At 67.8% G+C, this 17,456-nt stretch carries 17 protein-coding genes; 11 read left to right on the forward strand and 6 right to left on the reverse strand.

Annotated features, from left to right (window positions below):
* Together FHS97_RS13890 and FHS97_RS13895 are read right to left on the reverse strand one after the other, a co-directional pair.
* Window positions 1-1,002, reverse strand: coding sequence for a fumarylacetoacetate hydrolase family protein (locus FHS97_RS13890; RefSeq protein WP_184039009.1), 1,002 nt, complete (start codon window positions 1,000-1,002; stop codon window positions 1-3).
* 52 nt (window positions 1,003-1,054) lie between these two features.
* Window positions 1,055-1,672 (reverse strand): S24 family peptidase, encoded by a 618-nt coding sequence (locus FHS97_RS13895; protein WP_184039012.1) that lies wholly within the window; start codon window positions 1,670-1,672, stop codon window positions 1,055-1,057.
* Window positions 1,673-1,756: 84 nt separating this feature from the next.
* Between FHS97_RS13895 and FHS97_RS13900 the strand changes: the two genes are divergently transcribed.
* A complete protein-coding gene (locus FHS97_RS13900) occupies window positions 1,757-1,933 on the forward strand; it encodes a hypothetical protein (protein ID WP_184039015.1) in 177 nt (58 codons plus the stop codon).
* The gene (locus tag FHS97_RS13905; RefSeq protein ID WP_184039018.1) at window positions 1,930-2,337 is read left to right on the forward strand and encodes a hypothetical protein; all 408 of its coding nucleotides are present in this window, start codon (window positions 1,930-1,932) and stop codon (window positions 2,335-2,337) included. Before FHS97_RS13900 ends, FHS97_RS13905 begins: the two co-directional genes overlap by 4 nt.
* Before the next feature lie 270 nt (window positions 2,338-2,607).
* Here the strand turns inward: FHS97_RS13905 and FHS97_RS13910 are convergent, their stop codons facing one another.
* The gene (locus tag FHS97_RS13910; protein WP_184039021.1) at window positions 2,608-3,165 is read right to left on the reverse strand and encodes a type 1 glutamine amidotransferase domain-containing protein; all 558 of its coding nucleotides are present in this window, start codon (window positions 3,163-3,165) and stop codon (window positions 2,608-2,610) included.
* A 125-nt stretch (window positions 3,166-3,290) separates the two neighbouring features.
* Here FHS97_RS13910 and FHS97_RS13915 point away from each other — a divergent pair, with 125 nt between their 5' ends.
* From FHS97_RS13915 to FHS97_RS13945, 7 genes are all read left to right on the forward strand, one after another.
* Window positions 3,291-4,304: a DNA topoisomerase IB gene (locus tag FHS97_RS13915; protein ID WP_184039025.1), complete on the forward strand. Its 1,014-nt coding sequence runs from the start codon at window positions 3,291-3,293 to the stop codon at window positions 4,302-4,304.
* 1 nt (window position 4,305) lies between these two features.
* On the forward strand, window positions 4,306-5,472 hold the full coding sequence (locus FHS97_RS13920) for a mechanosensitive ion channel family protein (RefSeq protein WP_184039028.1): 1,167 nt from the start codon (window positions 4,306-4,308) through the stop codon (window positions 5,470-5,472).
* A gap of 428 nt (window positions 5,473-5,900) precedes the next feature.
* On the forward strand, window positions 5,901-7,172 hold the full coding sequence (locus tag FHS97_RS13925; RefSeq protein ID WP_184039031.1) for a dicarboxylate/amino acid:cation symporter: 1,272 nt from the start codon (window positions 5,901-5,903) through the stop codon (window positions 7,170-7,172).
* A 52-nt stretch (window positions 7,173-7,224) separates the two neighbouring features.
* Window positions 7,225-7,611 (forward strand): glycine zipper 2TM domain-containing protein, encoded by a 387-nt coding sequence (locus FHS97_RS13930; protein WP_184039034.1) that lies wholly within the window; start codon window positions 7,225-7,227, stop codon window positions 7,609-7,611.
* Between the two features lie 170 nt (window positions 7,612-7,781).
* Window positions 7,782-8,231 carry a MaoC family dehydratase gene (locus FHS97_RS13935; protein WP_343053458.1) on the forward strand — a complete coding sequence of 150 codons (450 nt, stop codon included), beginning with the start codon at window positions 7,782-7,784 and terminating at the stop codon, window positions 8,229-8,231.
* Between the two features lie 23 nt (window positions 8,232-8,254).
* Window positions 8,255-9,433, forward strand: coding sequence for an acetyl-CoA C-acyltransferase (locus FHS97_RS13940; RefSeq protein ID WP_184039037.1), 1,179 nt, complete (start codon window positions 8,255-8,257; stop codon window positions 9,431-9,433).
* Between the two features lie 352 nt (window positions 9,434-9,785).
* Window positions 9,786-10,289 (forward strand): pyridoxamine 5'-phosphate oxidase family protein, encoded by a 504-nt coding sequence (locus FHS97_RS13945; protein WP_184039051.1) that lies wholly within the window; start codon window positions 9,786-9,788, stop codon window positions 10,287-10,289.
* Between the two features lie 182 nt (window positions 10,290-10,471).
* On the opposite strand, the gene FHS97_RS13950 is transcribed toward FHS97_RS13945, so the two are convergent.
* A complete protein-coding gene (locus tag FHS97_RS13950) occupies window positions 10,472-11,719 on the reverse strand; it encodes a polyhydroxyalkanoate depolymerase (protein WP_184039054.1) in 1,248 nt (415 codons plus the stop codon).
* Window positions 11,720-11,876: 157 nt separating this feature from the next.
* On the opposite strand from FHS97_RS13950, the gene FHS97_RS13955 reads away from it, so the two are divergent.
* Together FHS97_RS13955 and FHS97_RS13960 are read left to right on the forward strand one after the other, a co-directional pair.
* Window positions 11,877-13,652: an ABC transporter transmembrane domain-containing protein gene (locus FHS97_RS13955; protein WP_184039066.1), complete on the forward strand. Its 1,776-nt coding sequence runs from the start codon at window positions 11,877-11,879 to the stop codon at window positions 13,650-13,652.
* A 107-nt stretch (window positions 13,653-13,759) separates the two neighbouring features.
* Window positions 13,760-15,262, forward strand: a complete 1,503-nt coding sequence (locus tag FHS97_RS13960; RefSeq protein WP_184039068.1) for a hypothetical protein — start codon at window positions 13,760-13,762, stop codon at window positions 15,260-15,262.
* Window positions 15,263-15,503: 241 nt separating this feature from the next.
* Here FHS97_RS13960 and FHS97_RS13965 read toward each other — a convergent pair whose 3' ends face one another.
* Window positions 15,504-15,758, reverse strand: a complete 255-nt coding sequence (locus tag FHS97_RS13965; RefSeq protein WP_184039176.1) for an ATP synthase F1 subunit epsilon — start codon at window positions 15,756-15,758, stop codon at window positions 15,504-15,506.
* A 211-nt stretch (window positions 15,759-15,969) separates the two neighbouring features.
* Window positions 15,970-17,448 (reverse strand): F0F1 ATP synthase subunit beta, encoded by a 1,479-nt coding sequence (atpD, locus tag FHS97_RS13970; RefSeq protein ID WP_184039070.1) that lies wholly within the window; start codon window positions 17,446-17,448, stop codon window positions 15,970-15,972.
* Window positions 17,449-17,456: the final 8 nt, after the last annotated feature.

A 17,456-nucleotide genomic window follows, 5' to 3' on the forward strand; every position in this document is an offset into this window, starting at 1 on the left:
TCAGCCGACCGTCTGTTCGATCGTCCCGAAGATCGGATGGTGGCGATCGTCCTCCATCCAGATCCGCACCGTGTCGCCGGTGCCCAGATACGGCGTCTGAGCCGCGCCGCTCTGGATCGTCTCAACCGTGCGCAGTTCCGCGAGACACGAATAGCCCACGCCGCCATCGGCGATTGGCCGCCCCGGCCCGCCCTCGGCATCGCGGTTCGAGACGGTGCCCGACCCGACGATCGTCCCCGCGCCCAGCGCGCGCGTCTTCGCGGCGTGTGCGATCAGCGTCCCGAAGTCGAAGGTCATGTCCTCACCCGCGTCGGCGCGACCAAAGGGCGCGCCATTGACCTCGACCAGCAAGCGGCGGTGCAACTTGCCGTCGCGCCACCAGTCACCGAGCGCCTCGGGGGTCACGAACACCGGCGAGAAGGCCGAGGCCGGCTTGGCTTGCAGGAAGCCGAATCCCTTGGCGAGTTCGGCCGGGATCAGATTGCGCAAAGACACGTCGTTGGTCAGCCCGACCAGCCGGATCGCGTCGAGCGCCTGCTCGCGCGTCGCGCCCAGCGGCACGTCGCCGGTGACGACCACCACCTCGCCCTCCAGATCGCAACCCCAGTCCTCGTCGGCGAGCGGGATCGCGTCGCGCGCGCCGAGGAACCCGTCCGACCCGCCCTGATACATCAGGGGATCGTGCCAGAAACTCTCGGGCAGTTCCGCCCCGCGCGCCTGCCGCACCAGCGCGACATGGTTTACGTACGCCGAGCCATCGAGCCATTGATAGGCGCGCGGCAGCGGCGCGGCGGCGTCATGTTCGTGGAACCGCGCGCGCGGGATCGCCTCGTTGCGAAGGTCGACCGCCAGCAGCTCCAGCGCGGGGCCGACCTGCGCCCAGTCGTCGAGCGCGGCCTGCAGCGTCGCGCAGATATGCCCGGCATCGGCATACCAGGCCAGATCGTCGGAGACGACGACCAGCCGACCGTCGCGCCCCTGCTTCAGACTGGCGAGTTTCATGCGCTACCTCTCCTTGTTCGCGGGCGAGTGTAACGAGCCCGCACGCGCCCCGCTACAGCCGCCGCAACAGCAATGTCGCGCGCCCGATCACCTCGATGTCGCCGGGCGACACGCGCTCGACCGGCCACAGCGGATTGTCGCTGCGGATCTCGACCTGCTCGCCGTGCGGCACCAGCCGTTTGACCATCACCGCCTCGCCGCGCCGCAGCACATAGATGCCGCCGCGCGCCGCGATCCGCCGTGCCGCGCGGTCGACCAGCAGCCGGTCGCCATCGCGCAGCGTCGGGGCCATCGAGTCGCCGCTCACCCCGATCACCGACGCCGCGTCCGGCGCCACCCCCGCGCCGCGCAGCGCTACGCGCGGCAGCCGCTCGGTGCGCAGCACGCGCTCGTCGGCGACCTGCCCGCCCCCCGCCGCGGCCTGCACCGCCAGCCACGGCACCGCGACGTCTTCGCCGACCGGGGCCGGCGCACCCAGCAGCACCTCGTCGATCGCGAGAAAGTCGGCGAGCATCCGCCGCTCGCGCTCGGGCAGCATGCGCGGCGAGCCGCGGTTCACGAATTGCCCGAGATACGCCTGATTGCGCCCCAGCATCCGCGACAGCGCGGACAGCGCCACGCCGCGCGCGCGTGCCGCCTTCGCAAGTGCCTGTTGTGGCGTGTCGCTCATCGCCTGGCCTTACCCTGAGGATTTTTCCTCGACAAGCAGAACAAAGTAGAACATATGAAGAACACAGAGTCGGAGTGAGAGTCCATGTGCCTGTTGAACGATATCGACACCTATTTGCGCCGCACCGGGGTCGCCGAAACCACCTTCGGACGCCGCGCGGTCAACGATCCGCGGCTGGTTCGCGATCTGCGCCGCGGACGCGTTCCCGGCCCCGCGCTGCGTGCGAAGGTCGCCGCGATCCTCGCGGCGCGCGCGCGATGATCGCGCGGCGGTTCGAGCGCGCGCTGCTGCGCGACGCGGTACGCGCGGGGGTGTCGCTGGTGGTGGAACATGGTCGCGCGGTCGCGTGGCACAGCGCCACCTTCTCGGGCGCACGGCACGAACTGGTGGTCAGCGCGGCGACCGGGAGCACGCTCGACGCATGGCTGACGCAATTGCCGACGCGCGACGTGACGATCCCCGGGCAGATCGTCGCCGATCTGCGCGTCGCCACGCATGCGCGTTATGGCGAGCGGGTGATGCTTCGGATCGAGGGCGTGACGGTCGCGTGCGACCTCAGCGCGCCGGAATGCGGTGCAGCGTCCGTTCGAGCACGATCGGATCGACGAATGCCGCCGCCGACACCGGCGTGCAACGACGCAGCGCCCCGGGATCGAACGCGCTGAGCTTCAGGTTGAGGTCGCGCGGCAGCGGCCGCTCGGGCGGCGGGGCCATCCACGCGCACGGCGCGGCGCCCCCTGCTGCGACCGGAGGATCGATCCGCCGACGACCGAGCCGCGACACCGCCGCGCGCATGGTATCGAGCACGCCATGACTGCGCGCGGAAAGCGGAAGGGGCAGGATGTCGTCGAGCATGTCCGCACTATAGCGGAACAATCGTGAGCAGATGGTAAACGCCGCAGTATCCTTATTGCGGCGTTTACCCTGCCCGCTGCTTAGTCGGCGTCGGCGAGTTCTTCGGTCAGCGCGTCGATGATCGCCTTGTTGAACGCCGGGATGTCGTCGGGCTTGCGGCTGGTGATGAGGTTGTCGTCGATCACCACTTCCTCGTCCTCCACCTCGGCGCCGGCATTGGCGAGATCGGTGCGGATCGAGACGAAGCCGGTCACGCGCCGCCCGTCGATCACATCGGCCTCGGCGAGCAGCCACGGCGCGTGGCAGATCGCGGCGACGATCTTGTCCTCGTCCATGAACTGCTGGACGATGTCGACCGCCAGCTCCTCGACGCGCAGCTTGTCGGGGTTGGCGACCCCGCCCGGCAGCACGAGGGCATCGTAGTCGTCGACCTCGACCTCCTCCAGCGTCAGGTCGGGCGTGGCGGTCTCCGCCTTGTTGATGTCGCCCTTCATCCCCTGGATCGGGTCGCGCTTGATCGAGGCGAGCGTCACGGTCACGCCGGCCGCTTCCAGCGCCTTGCGCGGCTCGAACAATTCCACCGTCTCGAACCCGTCGGCGGCGATCATCAGCACGCGGGCTTGCGACAAATCGGCCATGTCAGTCTCCTGCTGGAAAGGAAGTGTTCCGCCGCCCCAACCCGCCGTGCCGGGCGCCCGTTCCGGAACGATGCGAGGGCCTGCGCATTTCAAAAGCCGGCTCACGGCGGTGAGGAAGGGCACAGGTGACAGGCAATATCGTTTTCTTTGAGGATGATACCCCCGGCATCACGCGCAAGCGCACGCGCCACGGCGCCTGGGCCTATTATGATGCGAGCGGCAAGCGGATCGCCGATCGCGACGAAATCGACCGGCTCAACGCGATCGGCCTGCCGCCGGCCTACACCGATGCGTGGTTCTGCCCCGATCCCGAGGGCCATATCCAGGCGGTCGGCTGGGACGAGAAGGGCCGCAAGCAATATCGCTACCACCTCGGCTTCCGCGCGCAGCAGGAAGCCGCCAAATACGATCTCTGCGCGCCGTTCGGCCGCGCGCTGACGCGACTGCGCGCGCGCGTCGAGGCCGATCTCGAGCGCCGCCGCCACACCAAGGAGCGTACCGTTGCCGCGGTGGTCAAGCTGCTCGACATCGCCGCGCTGCGGATCGGCAACGAGACCTATGCAAAGACGAACAAGAGCTTCGGGCTCACGACGCTGCGCGACCGCCACGCGCAGATCAGCGGCAGCACGCTCAAGCTGGAATATAAGGCGAAGTCGGGCAAGATCCGCAAGCTCAAGATTACCGACGGCAGCCTCGCGCGCTTTGTCAAGAAATGCCAGGACCTGCCCGGACAAAAGCTGTTCCAATATGTCGGCGACGATGGCGAGCCACACGCGGTCACCTCGTCCGACGTCAACGCCTATCTTCGCGCGGCGATGGGTGAAGGCTTCACCGCCAAGCATTTCCGCACCTGGGGCGCGAGCGTCGTCGCCTTCGAGACGTTGATCGAGGCCGAGGCGCCGATCGGGCTCAAGGCGATGCTCGAACCGGTCGTCGCGCATCTCGGCAACACCCCGGCGATCGCGCGCAAATCCTATGTCCATCCGGCGTTGATCGAACTCGGCAAGGACAAGGCGGCGCAGGCCGCGTTCCGCCAGTCGCTGCGGCTGCCGCGATCGACGCAATATCTGACGCGTACCGAGCGCGGGCTGATCGCCTTCCTCGAATCCTGCGGTGCGTGCGAGCTGAAAGCCGCCTGACATGAGCAATAACAGTGCTGCCGCCGCCCGGCCGGCGGCGTTCGATACCGATCGCGTCGGTCAGCAGGCCGGCGCGCTGCTCCATTCGAGCTTCATCTGGTTGCAGCAGCATTGGCTGCAGATCCTGATCGCGGTCGGGATCGGCGTTGCGATCGCCTTGTTGCTATTCTGGGTGCGCGCGTTCGGGCCGCGGCTGGCGCATCGCAGCGCCTCGGGCAAGGGCTGGGCGGCGGTGCTCGGCCGCGCGATCGAGCGGACCAACGCCTTCTTCATCATCATGCTCTCGGCCAAGCTGGTCGACGGCTATGCCGCGACCCCGGCCGACGTCGACAAGACGATCACCTTCCTGTTCACCGTCGCGGCGGTGTTCCAGGCGGCGATCTGGGCGCGCGAGCTGATCCTCGGCGCGATCGAGCACCGCACCCGCGACGAACATTATTCGGGCGAGGCGCTGATGAGCGCAATGGGGCTGATCCGCCTGCTGGTCAGCTTCGCGGTGTTCGCGATCGCGTTGGTGGTGGTGCTGAGCAACCTCGGCGTCAACGTCACCGGGCTCGTCGCGGGGCTCGGGGTAGGCGGCATCGCGATCGGTCTGGCGGCACAGGGCATCTTCGCCGACCTGTTCGCGGCGCTGGCAATCATCTTCGACCGCCCGTTCCGGCGCGGCGACAAGGTCAGCTACGGCACCACCAGCGGCGTGATCGAGGCGATCGGGCTCAAGTCGACCCGCATCCGCGCCTTCACCGGCGAGCTGCGGATCATCTCCAACCGCAACCTGCTCGACAAGGAAATCCAGAACACGTCGCAGCGCGACCACGTCCGCGTGTCGTACACGATCGGCGTCGCCTATGAGACCCCGCCCGAGACGCTGGAACGCCTCCCCGCAATCCTGACCGAGCTGGTCGAGGCCGAAGGCGCCAAGGTCGCGCGCGCCGGGTTCGAGGCATTCGGCGCGTCGAGCCTCGACTTCGTGCTCCAGGTCGACACGCCGGGCGACGACTGGGCCACCGCGCACGACGTCCGCAACCGCCTGCTGGTCGCGATCATGCGCCGCTTCGCGGAGGAGGGGATCACGATCGCCTATCCCACCCAGACGACCTACACCGCCGCGCCGGACGGGACGCTGGTGATGCCCTACGCGGAGCCGGGACACCCCCCGACAAGCTGACCCTCGCTCCTGCGGAGGCAATTCTACAAAGCCAAGCGAGGGCGAACGGCGCTCTTCCCTCAACGTCCGTCGCCCCTGCGCAGGCAGGGGCCCATGTCTGTCGCGTGCGTAAGAACCATCTGTCACACGGCAGCCGTCCATGTGTCAGATCTTCCAAAAGGACGACACAGAGATAGGCCACTGCCTCCGCAGGGGCGACGGCAGGCTTGATAAGCGTTACCCCACACCAAAAACCGTCATTCCCGCGCAACCGGGAATCCAGAACCTGCGACGTGGCGGCCCTTGCCGAGCCCCGCGCGTCGGAAGTCCCGCCTGCCCGGGAGTGGAGGTGTAGCTTGACCACTGCCCTCCCCCCGCAAAAGCCCCACTCCCCGCCCGCAAACGCAAAGTTGCTGGCGCAAACCCCCGCCCGCTCTCACCTCGGCAACATGCAGAAACCTTCCTTCACCGTGCAGGTGTTCGCCGGCATGGCGATCGGCGTCGCGCTCGGCTTCATCGCACGCCACGCGCCCGACGGTGCGCTGGCCGAAACGCTGCGCCTCACCGGCGAGAGCTTCGTCAAATTGCTCAAGGCGCTGGTCGTTCCGCTCGTCTTCACCGCGTTGGTCGCCTCGGTCGCGGCGTTGCGGGACCTCGGCAATGCCGCGCGGCTGGTCGGGCAGACCTTGCTGTGGTTCGCGATCACCGCGCTGATCGCGGTCGCGATCGGGCTGGCGCTCGGCACGATCCTCCAGCCCGGCGTCCGCGCCGGCGTCGATGCCGCGAGCGCGGTCGCGCCCGGCACCGCCGGTTCGTGGCTCGACTTCCTGCGTGGGCTGATCCCCGGCAATTTCCTCGGGCTGGAGGCGTCGACCAAGCTCAAGGACGGCGCGGCCACCACCGGCATCGCGTTCAACGTCCTGCAATTGATCGTCGTCGCCATCGCAGTCGGCGCCGCGGCGGTGAAGGTCGGCGCGGCGGGCGAGGCGTTCCTGTCGGTCAACGCCTCGCTGCTGACGATCTTCCGCCAGTTGCTGCGCTGGGTGGTGCGGCTGACCCCGATCGGCACCGCCGGGCTGATCGGCACCGCGATCGTCCGCTACGGCTGGTCGTCGCTCGCCGCGCTCGGCAGCTTCGCGGGTGCGGTCTATCTCGGGCTCGCGCTGGTGCTGTTCGGGGTCTACCCCGCGCTGCTCATCGCCAACCGCCTGTCGCCGCGCCGCTTCTTCGCGACCGCCTGGCCGGCGATCCAGCTCGGCTTCGTCTCGCGCTCGTCGATCGCGACATTGCCGGTCACCGAGGATGTCGCCGAAAAGGCCGGCGTCCCGCGCGACTATGCCGCGTTCGCGGTGCCGTTTGCCGCGACGACCAAGATGGACGGCTGCGCCGCGATCTATCCGGCGGTGTCGGCGCTGTTCGTCGCGCAATATTACGGCGTCGCGCTCCATGCGCCCGATTATGTGCTGATCGCGCTCGTCTCGGTGATTGGCTCGGCGGCGACCGCCGGGCTGACCGGCGCGCTGGTCATGCTGACGCTCACGCTCACCACGCTCGGGCTGCCGCTCGAGGGCGCCGGCCTGCTGCTCGCGATCGACCCCATCCTCGACATGGGGCGCACCGCAGTGAACGTCGCGGGGCAGGTCGTGGTCCCGCTGATCGTCGCGCAGCGCGAAAAGCTGCTCGTTCCCGATCCCGGACGTGCCGTGACGCAACCGGCATGAACCCTTCCGCGCCTGCGACGTTCGTGCAGGCACTGGTAGGAGTATGATCGAGATGAAGAAGGCTCTGCTGACGGCGCTGGCGATCGCCACCGTCTCCGCCCCGATGGTCGCCGCCCCCGCCGCGGACGCCCAGCGCCGCGACCGCGACCGCGATTATCAGTGGCGTGGCGACCGCGACGACTGGGACGCGTCGAGGAACTATCGCCGCGGCAATTATCGCGAGCGTCGCCTGAGCCGCGAGGATCAGGTCTATCGTGGGCGTGACGGCCGCAATTATTGCCGCCGCAACGACGGCACCACCGGTCTCGTGGTCGGCGGCGCCGGCGGCGCGCTGCTCGGCAACCTCGTCGGCGGCGGCCTGCTCGGCACGCTGGCCGGCGGCGGCGCGGGTGCGCTGCTCGGCCGCCAGATCGACCGCGGCAAGGTGCGCTGCCGCTAAGCACGACGGCCCGCGCCGGGGCGTATCACCGGCACAGGCTCCGTTTTTAGAAGGTCGGGTTCGCAGCTTCCTGAGCAGCACCCGGCCTTTTTCATTATTTCGGTCCGCCCCACCTTGCGAGCGACGCGCAATTGCGCCTACACCGCCGCAAAGGTTGGGAGAGACGGGCCGTGACGCTCGACGAAGTGGAGGGTGCGGTCGGACGTACCAGCGTTTCGGCATGGATCGACGTCACCCAGGCGATGATCGACGCCTTCGCCGACGCCACCGGCGATCGTCAATTCATCCATATCGACCCCGTGCGTGCTGCTGCGACACCGTTCGGCACCACGATCGCGCACGGCTTTCTCACGCTGTCGCTGCTTCCGCGCCTGATGGCCGAAACGCCCGATCTGCCGACGGTCAGCGACGCGACGATGCACGTCAATTACGGCGGCAACCGCGTCCGCTTCCTCGCGCCCATCCCGTCCGGCGCGCGCATCCGCGCGCATTCGCGACTGCTGTCGTTCGAGCAGAAGCGCCCGGGCCAATATCAATCGACCGCCGAGGTCACGATCGAGATCGAGGGGCAGGAAAAGCCCGCGATGCTCGCCGAATGGATCACCCGGATCTTCGTCTAGGCTGCACCGAAAGGCCCTGTCCCATGCGCTCCGCCGTTATCGTCTCCACCGCCCGCACCCCGATCGGTCGCGCCTATCGCGGTGCGTTCAACAACCTGCCCTCCCCGACGCTCGCCAGCCATGCGATCAGGGCCGCGGTCGAGCGGGCCGGCGTCGACGGTGCGGAGGTCGACGACGTCGTGCTCGGCGCGGCGCTGCAACAGGGGCACCAGTCGCCGAACATCGCGCGCACCAGCCTGTTGCGCGCCGGGCTGCCGACCAGCGTGCCGGGCATGTCGCTCGACCGGCAATGCGCCTCCGGCCTGATGGCGATCGCCACCGCCGCCAAGCAGATCGTGCACGACGGGATGCAGATCGCGATCGGCGGCGGGGTCGAGAGCATCAGCATGGTGCAGACCCCCGAGATGCGCGTCGCCCCCGATCCCGAGCTGCTGGCGATGCATAAGGACATCTACATGCCGATGCTCCAGACCGCGGAAATCGTCGCCAAGCGCTACGGCATCACCCGCGAGGCGCAGGACGAATATGGCTATCGCTCGCAGATGCGCACCGCGCAGGCGCAGGCCGCCGGGCGCTTCGATGCCGAGATCGTCCCCGTCACCGCCACCAAGGCGAACGTCAACAAAGAGACGAAGGAAGTCTCGCACGAACAGGTCACGCTCACGAAGGATGAGGGCAATCGCGCGGACACCACGCTGGAGGGATTGCGCGGGCTGAAGCCGGTGCTGGGGCCGGACCTCAACATCACCGCCGGCAACGCCTCACAGCTGTCGGACGGCGCCTCGGCCAGCGTGCTGATGGAGGAGAAACTCGCCGAGCAGCGCGGGCTGGCCCCGCTGGGTCGGTATGTCGGCATGGCGGTGGCGGGCACCGCGCCCGACGAGATGGGGATCGGTCCGGTCTTCGCGGTGCCCAAGCTGCTCGAACGCAACGGCCTGACGATGGACGACATCGGGCTGTGGGAGCTGAACGAGGCGTTCGCGGTGCAGGTGCTCTATTGCCGAGACAAGCTCGGCATCCCCGACGAATTGCTCAACGTCAACGGTGGCGCGATCTCGATCGGCCACCCGTACGGCATGTCGGGCGCGCGGATGGTCGGCCATGCGCTGATCGAGGGAAAGCGCCGTGGCGCGAAACATGTCGTCGTCACGATGTGCGTCGGCGGCGGCATGGGCGCGGCGGGGCTGTTCGAGGTGCTGTGACGTTGAAAATAGCACGTCCTGTGCTATGTGAATGGCGTCGGTAACGTCATTCCGACTCCTGATGAGCCCCGATCGTGCCAGCGGTCGGGGCTCAATTGGTTTGGGGCCCGGCTGCCAGACCGGGCCCCGCCCCTGTGTTACTGCTTCCGGGCCATCTCGAGAACCTTCAACACCAAGGTGGTGAAGGCGAACATCGTGCCAAGAAACAGGCACAAGCCGGCATACGTCATTTCCGTGCTCCTGATCCGGCGGCGGGATTGCCGCCACGCCGGATCATGACGGCGGCGCAACGAAGGCGCAACCAACGCCCCCGCCTCACGTTCTCCCGTCGAACCCGAACAGGAGATGCGATATGGCCGACGCCAACACCGATCCGAAGAAGCTGAAGCAGGATCTCTGGGCCAAGATGGCCGACAGCCCGTTCGTGATGGTCGGCCCGGCGGATGGCCATGCGCACCACGAGCCGCTGACCGCGCAGCTCGACGAGGATCAGGTGGACACGCTGTTCTTCTTCATCGGCAAGACCAACCGGCTCGCCGACGGTGGCCGCGTCATGGCGCAATATGTCTCGAAGGGGCACGACTTCTTCGCCTGCCTCGACGGCACCGCGCGGATCGACAACGATCAGGCGCAGATCGACAAGCTCTGGAATAAGCAGGCCGAGGCGTGGTTCCCGGAAGGTCGCAACGACCCGAACCTCGCATTGCTGCGCGTCGACATCGACTCCGCGGAACTCTGGGAAACCGACCTCTCGCTGTCGGGCCGGGTGAAGATGCTGTTCGGCGGCACGATCAAGGCCGGCGAGGAAGGCAGCCACGCCAAGGTCCAAACCACCGCTGAGAACAGCGCAGCATAACCACGTCGCCCCTGCGCAGGCAGGGGCCTATGTCTGTGGAATGTGGCGAAACGACGGACACATGATCCGAAGCTCATGTGTCAGGCCGACACGCCAGACGAAACAGCCATGGACCCCTGCCTCCGCAGGGGTGACGAAGTAAGAAACGGGCCGGTCGCCATCAGCGACCGGCCCGTTTCACGTTAGCTGTTCGCCGCCATCCATTCCTCGACCACCGGCGCGATGCGGTTGCGCCATTTCGACCCGTTGAAGATCCCGTAATGGCCGACACCCTCGGCCATGTAATAGCGCTTCTTCTCCGCTGGCAGCGCGGTGGCGATCGTCAGCGCCGCCTTCGTCTGCCCCAGCCCGCTAATGTCGTCGCGCTCGCCCTCAATCGCCAGCAAGCCGACATCGGTGATCGCGCCGGTATCGACGCGCCGTCCGCGATGCAGCATCTCGCCCTTGGGCAAACTGTGTGACTGGAAGACGGTGTCGATCGTCTGGAGGTAGAATTCCGCGGTCATGTCGCAGACCGAGCGATATTCGTCGTAGAAGCGCTTGGTCGCCTCGGCGCTGTCGTCATCGCCGGTGACGAGATGCTTGAACAGCTCGTAATGGCTCATCATGTGGTTGCCGAGGTTCATGGTCATGAACCCGGACAGTTGCAGGAAGCCCGGATAGACCTTCCGCCCCGCGCCCGGATACAGCATCGGCACCGTCGCGATCACGTTCTGCTCGAACCACGCGAACGGCCGCTCGGTCGCCAGCGTGTTGACCGCGGTCGGCGCCTCGCGCGTGTCGATCGGGCCGCCCATCATCGTCAGCGTGCGCGGGCGGCACGGGTTGCGGTCGGCGCTCATCAGCGCGGTTGCGGCGAGGCACGGCACCGACGGCTGGCACACCGCCAGCATGTGCGCGCCATGCGCGCCGTCCGCCGCGCCGTCCTGATCCGCACCGATCGCTTCGAGGAAGGCGATCAGATAATCGATATAATCGTCAAGATCGAACCGCCCGTCACGCGTCGGCACCAGCTTCGCGTCGCGCCAGTCGGTGATATAGACGTCGGCGACCGGCAGCATCCGCTCGACCGTCCCGCGCAGCAACGTCGCGAAATGCCCCGACATCGGCGCGGCGATCAGCAGCCGCGGGCCGCCCTCGACGCCCTCGCGGCGGAAGCGCTTGAGCTGCCCGAACGGCCGTTGCAGCACGATCTCCTCGACCACCGCCACCTCGCGCCCGTCGACGGTCGTCGTCCCGAACCCGAACGCCGGCTTGCCGCGCGAGGCGGATGCGTGCGCGAATACCTCCAGCGCCGACGCCATCACCGGCCCGCCGCCGAGATAGGCGAAGGGATTGGACGGGTTGTTCAGCCAGTTGGCCCCCACCGTCGCCATCGCGCTGGCCGAGGCGAGCCACGACCGCTGGAATTCATAGGCGTCGTACAACATTCGCGTCTTCCTTCCCCGGCCCCGCCGGTGCGGCGCCTATAGCAACTTCGTCCGTCGCAGCGCGACTGCAACGATTGCAGTCGAATTCCGGGCCCGACCCGCGCTAAACCCCTCACGACACGTTGAGCGGGCCGGCACGCGCTGCTAGGCCGCGCGCATGGCCAGCGTTTCCGACGTCGCTCCTTCCCGCCGTCTCGGCAATCTGGCGATGGTCTTCCGCCACGCCCGCAAATACCCGCTCCAGATTACCGCGGCGTTTAGCGCGCTGGCGGTCACCTCCGGCGCGACGATCGCGATTCCCTACAGCTTCAAACGCGTGATCGACCGCGGCTTCGCCGGCAACGGTGCCTCCGCCGAATCCGTGGCGTCCTCGTTCCATTATATGCTGATGATCGTCGTCGTGCTCGCGCTCGGCACCGCGGTGCGCTTCTATTTCGTCGCCTGGCTGGGCGAGCGCGTCGTCGCCGACATCCGCACCGAGGTGCAGCGGCACCTGATGACGCTCAGCCCGTCCTTCTACGAAACCAACCGCCCATCCGAAATCGCCTCGCGGCTCACCGCCGACACCGGGCAGATCGAGACGGTGGTCGGCAGCACCGTGTCGATCGCGTTGCGCAATTCGTTCACCGCGATCGGCGGGCTGATCTATCTGTTCGCGATCTCGCCCAAGCTGGCGGCGATGCTGCTCGCCGGCATCCCGCTCATCATCGCACCGATCGCCCTGCTCGGACGGCGCGTCCGGAACCTGTCGCGCACCTCGCAGGACCGGATCGCCGATGTCGGCTCGATCGTCGTCGAGACGCTGGGCGCGATGAAGATCGTCCAGGCGTTCGGGCAGGAGGCACGCGAAAGCGCGCGCTTCACCGACGCGGTCGAGGCGACGATGGCGGCGGCGCGCAAGCGGGTCGCGCTGCGCGCGATCATGACCGCGATCGTCATCGGACTGATCTTCGGTGCGATCACGTTGGTGTTGTGGGAAGGCGCGGACGACGTCGCCGCCGGACGACTGTCGGGCGGCGCGATCGCGGCCTTCGTGCTGACCGGGGGGATCGTCGCGGGCGCGTTCGGCGCGCTGACCGAGGTCTATGGCGATCTGCTGCGCGGTGCCGGCGCGGCGGGCCGGTTGAGCGAGTTGCTCGCCGAACGCCCCGAGATTGCCCCGCCCGCGCACCCGGTCGCGCTGCCGCAGCCGCCGCAGGGCCGCGTCGCCTTCCGCCACGTCGAGTTCCGCTACCCCAGCCGCCCCGATGTCGCCGCGCTCCATGATTTCACGCTCGAGGTCGCGCCGGGCGAGACGCTGGCGGTGGTCGGCCCGTCGGGCGCGGGCAAGTCGACGCTGTTCCAGCTGCTCCAGCATTTCTACCAGCCCGCACGCGGCGAGGTGCTGGTCGACGGCGTCGACCTCACCCGCGCCGACCCCGCGGCGATCCGCGCGCGGATCGCGATGGTGCCGCAGGAGACGGTGATCTTCGGCACCAGCGCGCGCGACAATCTGCGCTACGGCCGCTGGGACGCCGACGACGCGCAGGTGTGGGCCGCAGCCGAGGCGGCCAACGCCGCCGACTTCCTGCGCGCGCTTCCCGAGGGGCTCGACACCTTTCTTGGCGAGGGCGGTGCACGGCTGTCGGGCGGGCAGCGTCAGCGCGTCGCGATCGCGCGCGCGCTGCTCCGCGACGCGCCGATCCTGTTGCTCGACGAGGCGACCAGCGCGCTGGACGCCGAGAGCGAGCGGCTGGTGCAGGACGCGCTCGAACGGCTGATGGCGTCGCGCACCACGATCGTCATCGCGCACCGCCTCGCCACGGTCCGCGCCGCGTCGCGGATCGTCGTCATGGACGGCGGTCGGATCGTCGAGGAGGGTAGCCATGCGACGCTGATCGGTGCGGGCGGGCTCTATGCGCGACTCGCCAGCCTGCAATTCCACGACGCCTGATCGGGGTCGCTTGACCGCCGACGCACTTCTCCTAGTCTAACTGCGGGGAAGAGGGACGGGGGCACAGGATGCGTAGGTGGTGGGCTGCAGCGGCGCTGGCCCTGGGGATGGCAGCACCGGCAGCGGCGACGTGGCAACAGGCCTCGTCGCGCCATTTCGTCGTCTATTCGGACGACGAACCCGACAAGGTCATCGAGTTCGCCACCCGGCTTGAACGGTTCGACAAGGCGATGCGCGTGATGCGCGGCATGGCCGACCCGGCGTTCAGCCCGACGCAGCGCGTCCGGGTGTTCGTCGTCAAGGACGTGCCGACGCTGCAGAAGCTGCTTGGCAACCGCAACGCCGCCGGCGTCTATATGCCGCGGCTGTCCGGCCCGGTCGCGTTCGTGCCGCGCAAGACCAACGACACCGGCAAGCTGGCGCTGACCCCGCAGGCGGTGCTGCTCCACGAATATGCGCACCATTTCATGTTCTCGTCATGGGGCGATCAACCGTTTCCGGCGTGGTTCGTCGAGGGCTTCGCCGAGTTCAACGCCCCGATGGTGTTCGAGCCCGATCGGCTGCTGATCGGCGCGCCGCCGCTGTATCGCGCCTATGGCCTGATCGACGACAGCCTCGTGCCGATGCGCGATCTGCTGACGATGTCGCCCGGCGACAAGCGGCTCGATCCGAACCAGAAACAGGTCTTCTATGGCCGGGCGTGGCTGCTGACGCATTACATGCTGCTCAACAACGAGCGCCGCCCGCAATTGGCCGCCTATCTCAAGGCGCTGGAAAAAGGCGGCGACCCAAAGGCGGCGGCGGCGTTGCTCGGCGATCCGCGCAAGCTCGACCGCGAGCTGAACAATTACGCGCGGCGCAAGCTGCCGATTTTGGGCATGAACATCGACAAGCTGCCGATCGGCCCGGTGACGACGCGTGCGCTGACACCGGGTGAGGAGGCGATCATGCCGGTCGTGCTCCGCTCGACCCGTGGCGTGAACCCCAAGACCGCCCCCGCCGTCGCGGCCGCCGCGCGCAAGATCGCGGCGGACTATCCGAATGACCCGGCGGTGCAGGTTGCGCTCGCCGAGGCCGAATATGACACCGGCGCCTATGCGGCCGCCGACGCCGCCGCGGCGCGCGCGCTCGCAGCCCGGCCGGGGCTGCGCGAGGCGTTGATCTATCGCGGCATGGCGCAGTCGGCGCTCGCCGAACAGGAGCATGTCACCGACCCCGCGCGCTGGAAGGCGGCGCGGCAATGGTTCATCACCGCCAACCATCAGGATGCGGAGGATCCGTGGCCGCTGGTCGCGCATTATCAGGCGCTGCGTTCGGCCGGCGGCGCGATGAGCCCCAATGCCGAGAAGGGGCTCGACTATGCGTTCATGCTCGCGCCGTTCGACAGCGGGCTGGCGATGCAGGTGGCGGCGATGCACGTCCGCAAGAAGGAATATGACGCGGCGGTGCCGGCGCTGCGCCGCGTCGCCTATGACCCGCACGGCGGCGCGCTGGGGACGATGGCCGGGGTCGTGCTCACCGCGATCGAGAGCAAGGACAGTGCGGCGATCGACACGATCGCGGCCGCGATGGACAGCAAGAGGGACGACGACGGCGAGGAGGAGAAGTGACGGCGATGCCGTTGATCTGAAACCCGGCAACTCGACGTCATCCCGGACTCGACCCGGGATCCCGCTTCTTCTTGGCCGTTGTTCAGGCAAACACCGGCTCACCCAAATGTCATTGCGAGCGTAGCGAAGCAGTCCAGGGCCGCATCGGGACGCGCTGGATTGCTTCGCTACGCTCGCAATGACATTTCTGCCGAGCACCCCGGATCACGTCCGGGGTAACAGTCAGGCGATTTCTAGACGCTCAGCCCGCGTGCTCTGCCAGCACGGTCAGCCCGCGCGCATTGACCTCGGCGAAGCCGCCGCGGATGGCGATCGTCTCCGGCTGGCCACCCGGCGTCTTCTGCACCAGCACCGCGCCGTCGCGGATCGTCGACATGAACGGCGCATGGCCCTCCAGCACCGCGAAGTCGCCATCGGTGCCGGGCACGGTCACCATGTGAACGTCCTCGGAGATGAGCAGGCGGGCAGGCGTGACGAGTTCGAAGTGCAGCATGATCGTACCTTAACTCCCTCTCCCCTCCGGGGAGAGGGCGGGGGTGAGGGGCAGTGAGGGAGGGTGACCGTCCAACTAGCGCCAACGCGCGTGGCGGCCCCTCACCCAACCAGTCCGGGGGTAAACATTACCCCGAAATGCTCAGGTCATGCCGGGCGGCATGACCGACCCCCGAACTCCCCCAAAAGGGGGGAGGGCTAAGCGCTTAGAAGCCTTACGCCTCCTTGGCCATCTTCTCGGCCTTGGCGATCGCCTCGTCGATCCCGCCGACCATGTAGAAGGCCGCTTCGGGCAGGTGATCGTATTCGCCGTTCACCACCGCCTTGAAGCTGCGGATCGTGTCCTCCAGCTGGACGAACTTGCCGGGGATGTTGGTGAACACTTCGGCAACGTGGAACGGCTGCGACAGGAAACGCTGGATCTTGCGGGCGCGGCTGACGGTCAGCTTGTCCTCTTCGGACAGCTCGTCCATCCCGAGGATCGCGATGATGTCCTGCAGCGACTTGTACTTCTGCAAGGTCGCCTGCACCGCACGCGCGGTTTCGTAGTGATCCTGCCCGACGGTGCGCGGCTCCAGCACGCGGCTGGTCGAATCGAGCGGATCGACCGCCGGATAGATGCCCAGCTCGGAGATCGCGCGGTTGAGCACGGTCGTCGCGTCAAGGTGCGCGAACGAGGTCGCCGGTGCCGGATCGGTCAGATCGTCCGCGGGGACGTAGACGGCCTGCACCGAGGTGATCGAGCCCTTGTTGGTCGAGGTGATCCGCTCCTGCAGCGCACCCATGTCGGTCGACAGCGTCGGCTGATAGCCCACCGCCGACGGAATACGGCCCAGCAGCGCCGACACTTCCGCGCCCGCCTGCGTGAAGCGGAAGATGTTGTCGACGAAGAACAGCACGTCCTGCCCTTCCTGATCGCGGAAATATTCCGCGATCGCGAGGCCGGAAAGGGCCACGCGAGCGCGTGCCCCAGGGGGCTCGTTCATCTGGCCATAGACCAGCGCGACCTTCGATCCCTCGCTGACCGCATTGCCCTCGGCATCCTTGGCGATGACGCCCGCGTCGAGGAACTCGTGGTACAGGTCGTTGCCCTCGCGGGTCCGCTCACCGACGCCCGCGAACACCGAGGTGCCGCCATGGCCTTTCGCGATGTTGTTGATCAGCTCCTGGATCAGCACGGTCTTGCCGACGCCCGCGCCGCCGAACAGGCCGATCTTGCCGCCCTTCGCATAGGGGGCGAGCAGGTCGATGACCTTGATGCCGGTCACCAGAATGGCGTTCTCGGTCGACTGGTCGACGAAGTCCGGGGCCTTGGCGTGGATCGGCGCGCGCAGGTCGGTGGCGATCGGGCCGCGCTCGTCGATCGGCTCGCCGATGACGTTCATGATCCGGCCGAGCGTCGCGGGGCCGACCGGCATCAGGATCTGCGCGCCGGTGTCGGTGACGGTCTGGCCGCGGGTCAGCCCCTCGGTCGAGTCCATCGCGATCGTGCGGACGGTGTTCTCGCCGAGGTGCTGCGCAACCTCGAGCACCAGCCGGACGCCGTTGTTCTCGGTCTCCAGCGCCGACAGGATCGCCGGCAGCTGCTGGTCGAAATGCACGTCGACCACCGCGCCGATCACCTGGCTGATGCGGCCGGTGTTGTTGGTCTGGCCCGTAAGGTGAGTCGGGCGATCCTCTAGGACGGTGGCCATTGTCTTAC

The organism is Sphingomonas endophytica, assembly GCF_014199415.1.
Lineage (GTDB): Bacteria > Pseudomonadota > Alphaproteobacteria > Sphingomonadales > Sphingomonadaceae > Sphingomonas > Sphingomonas endophytica.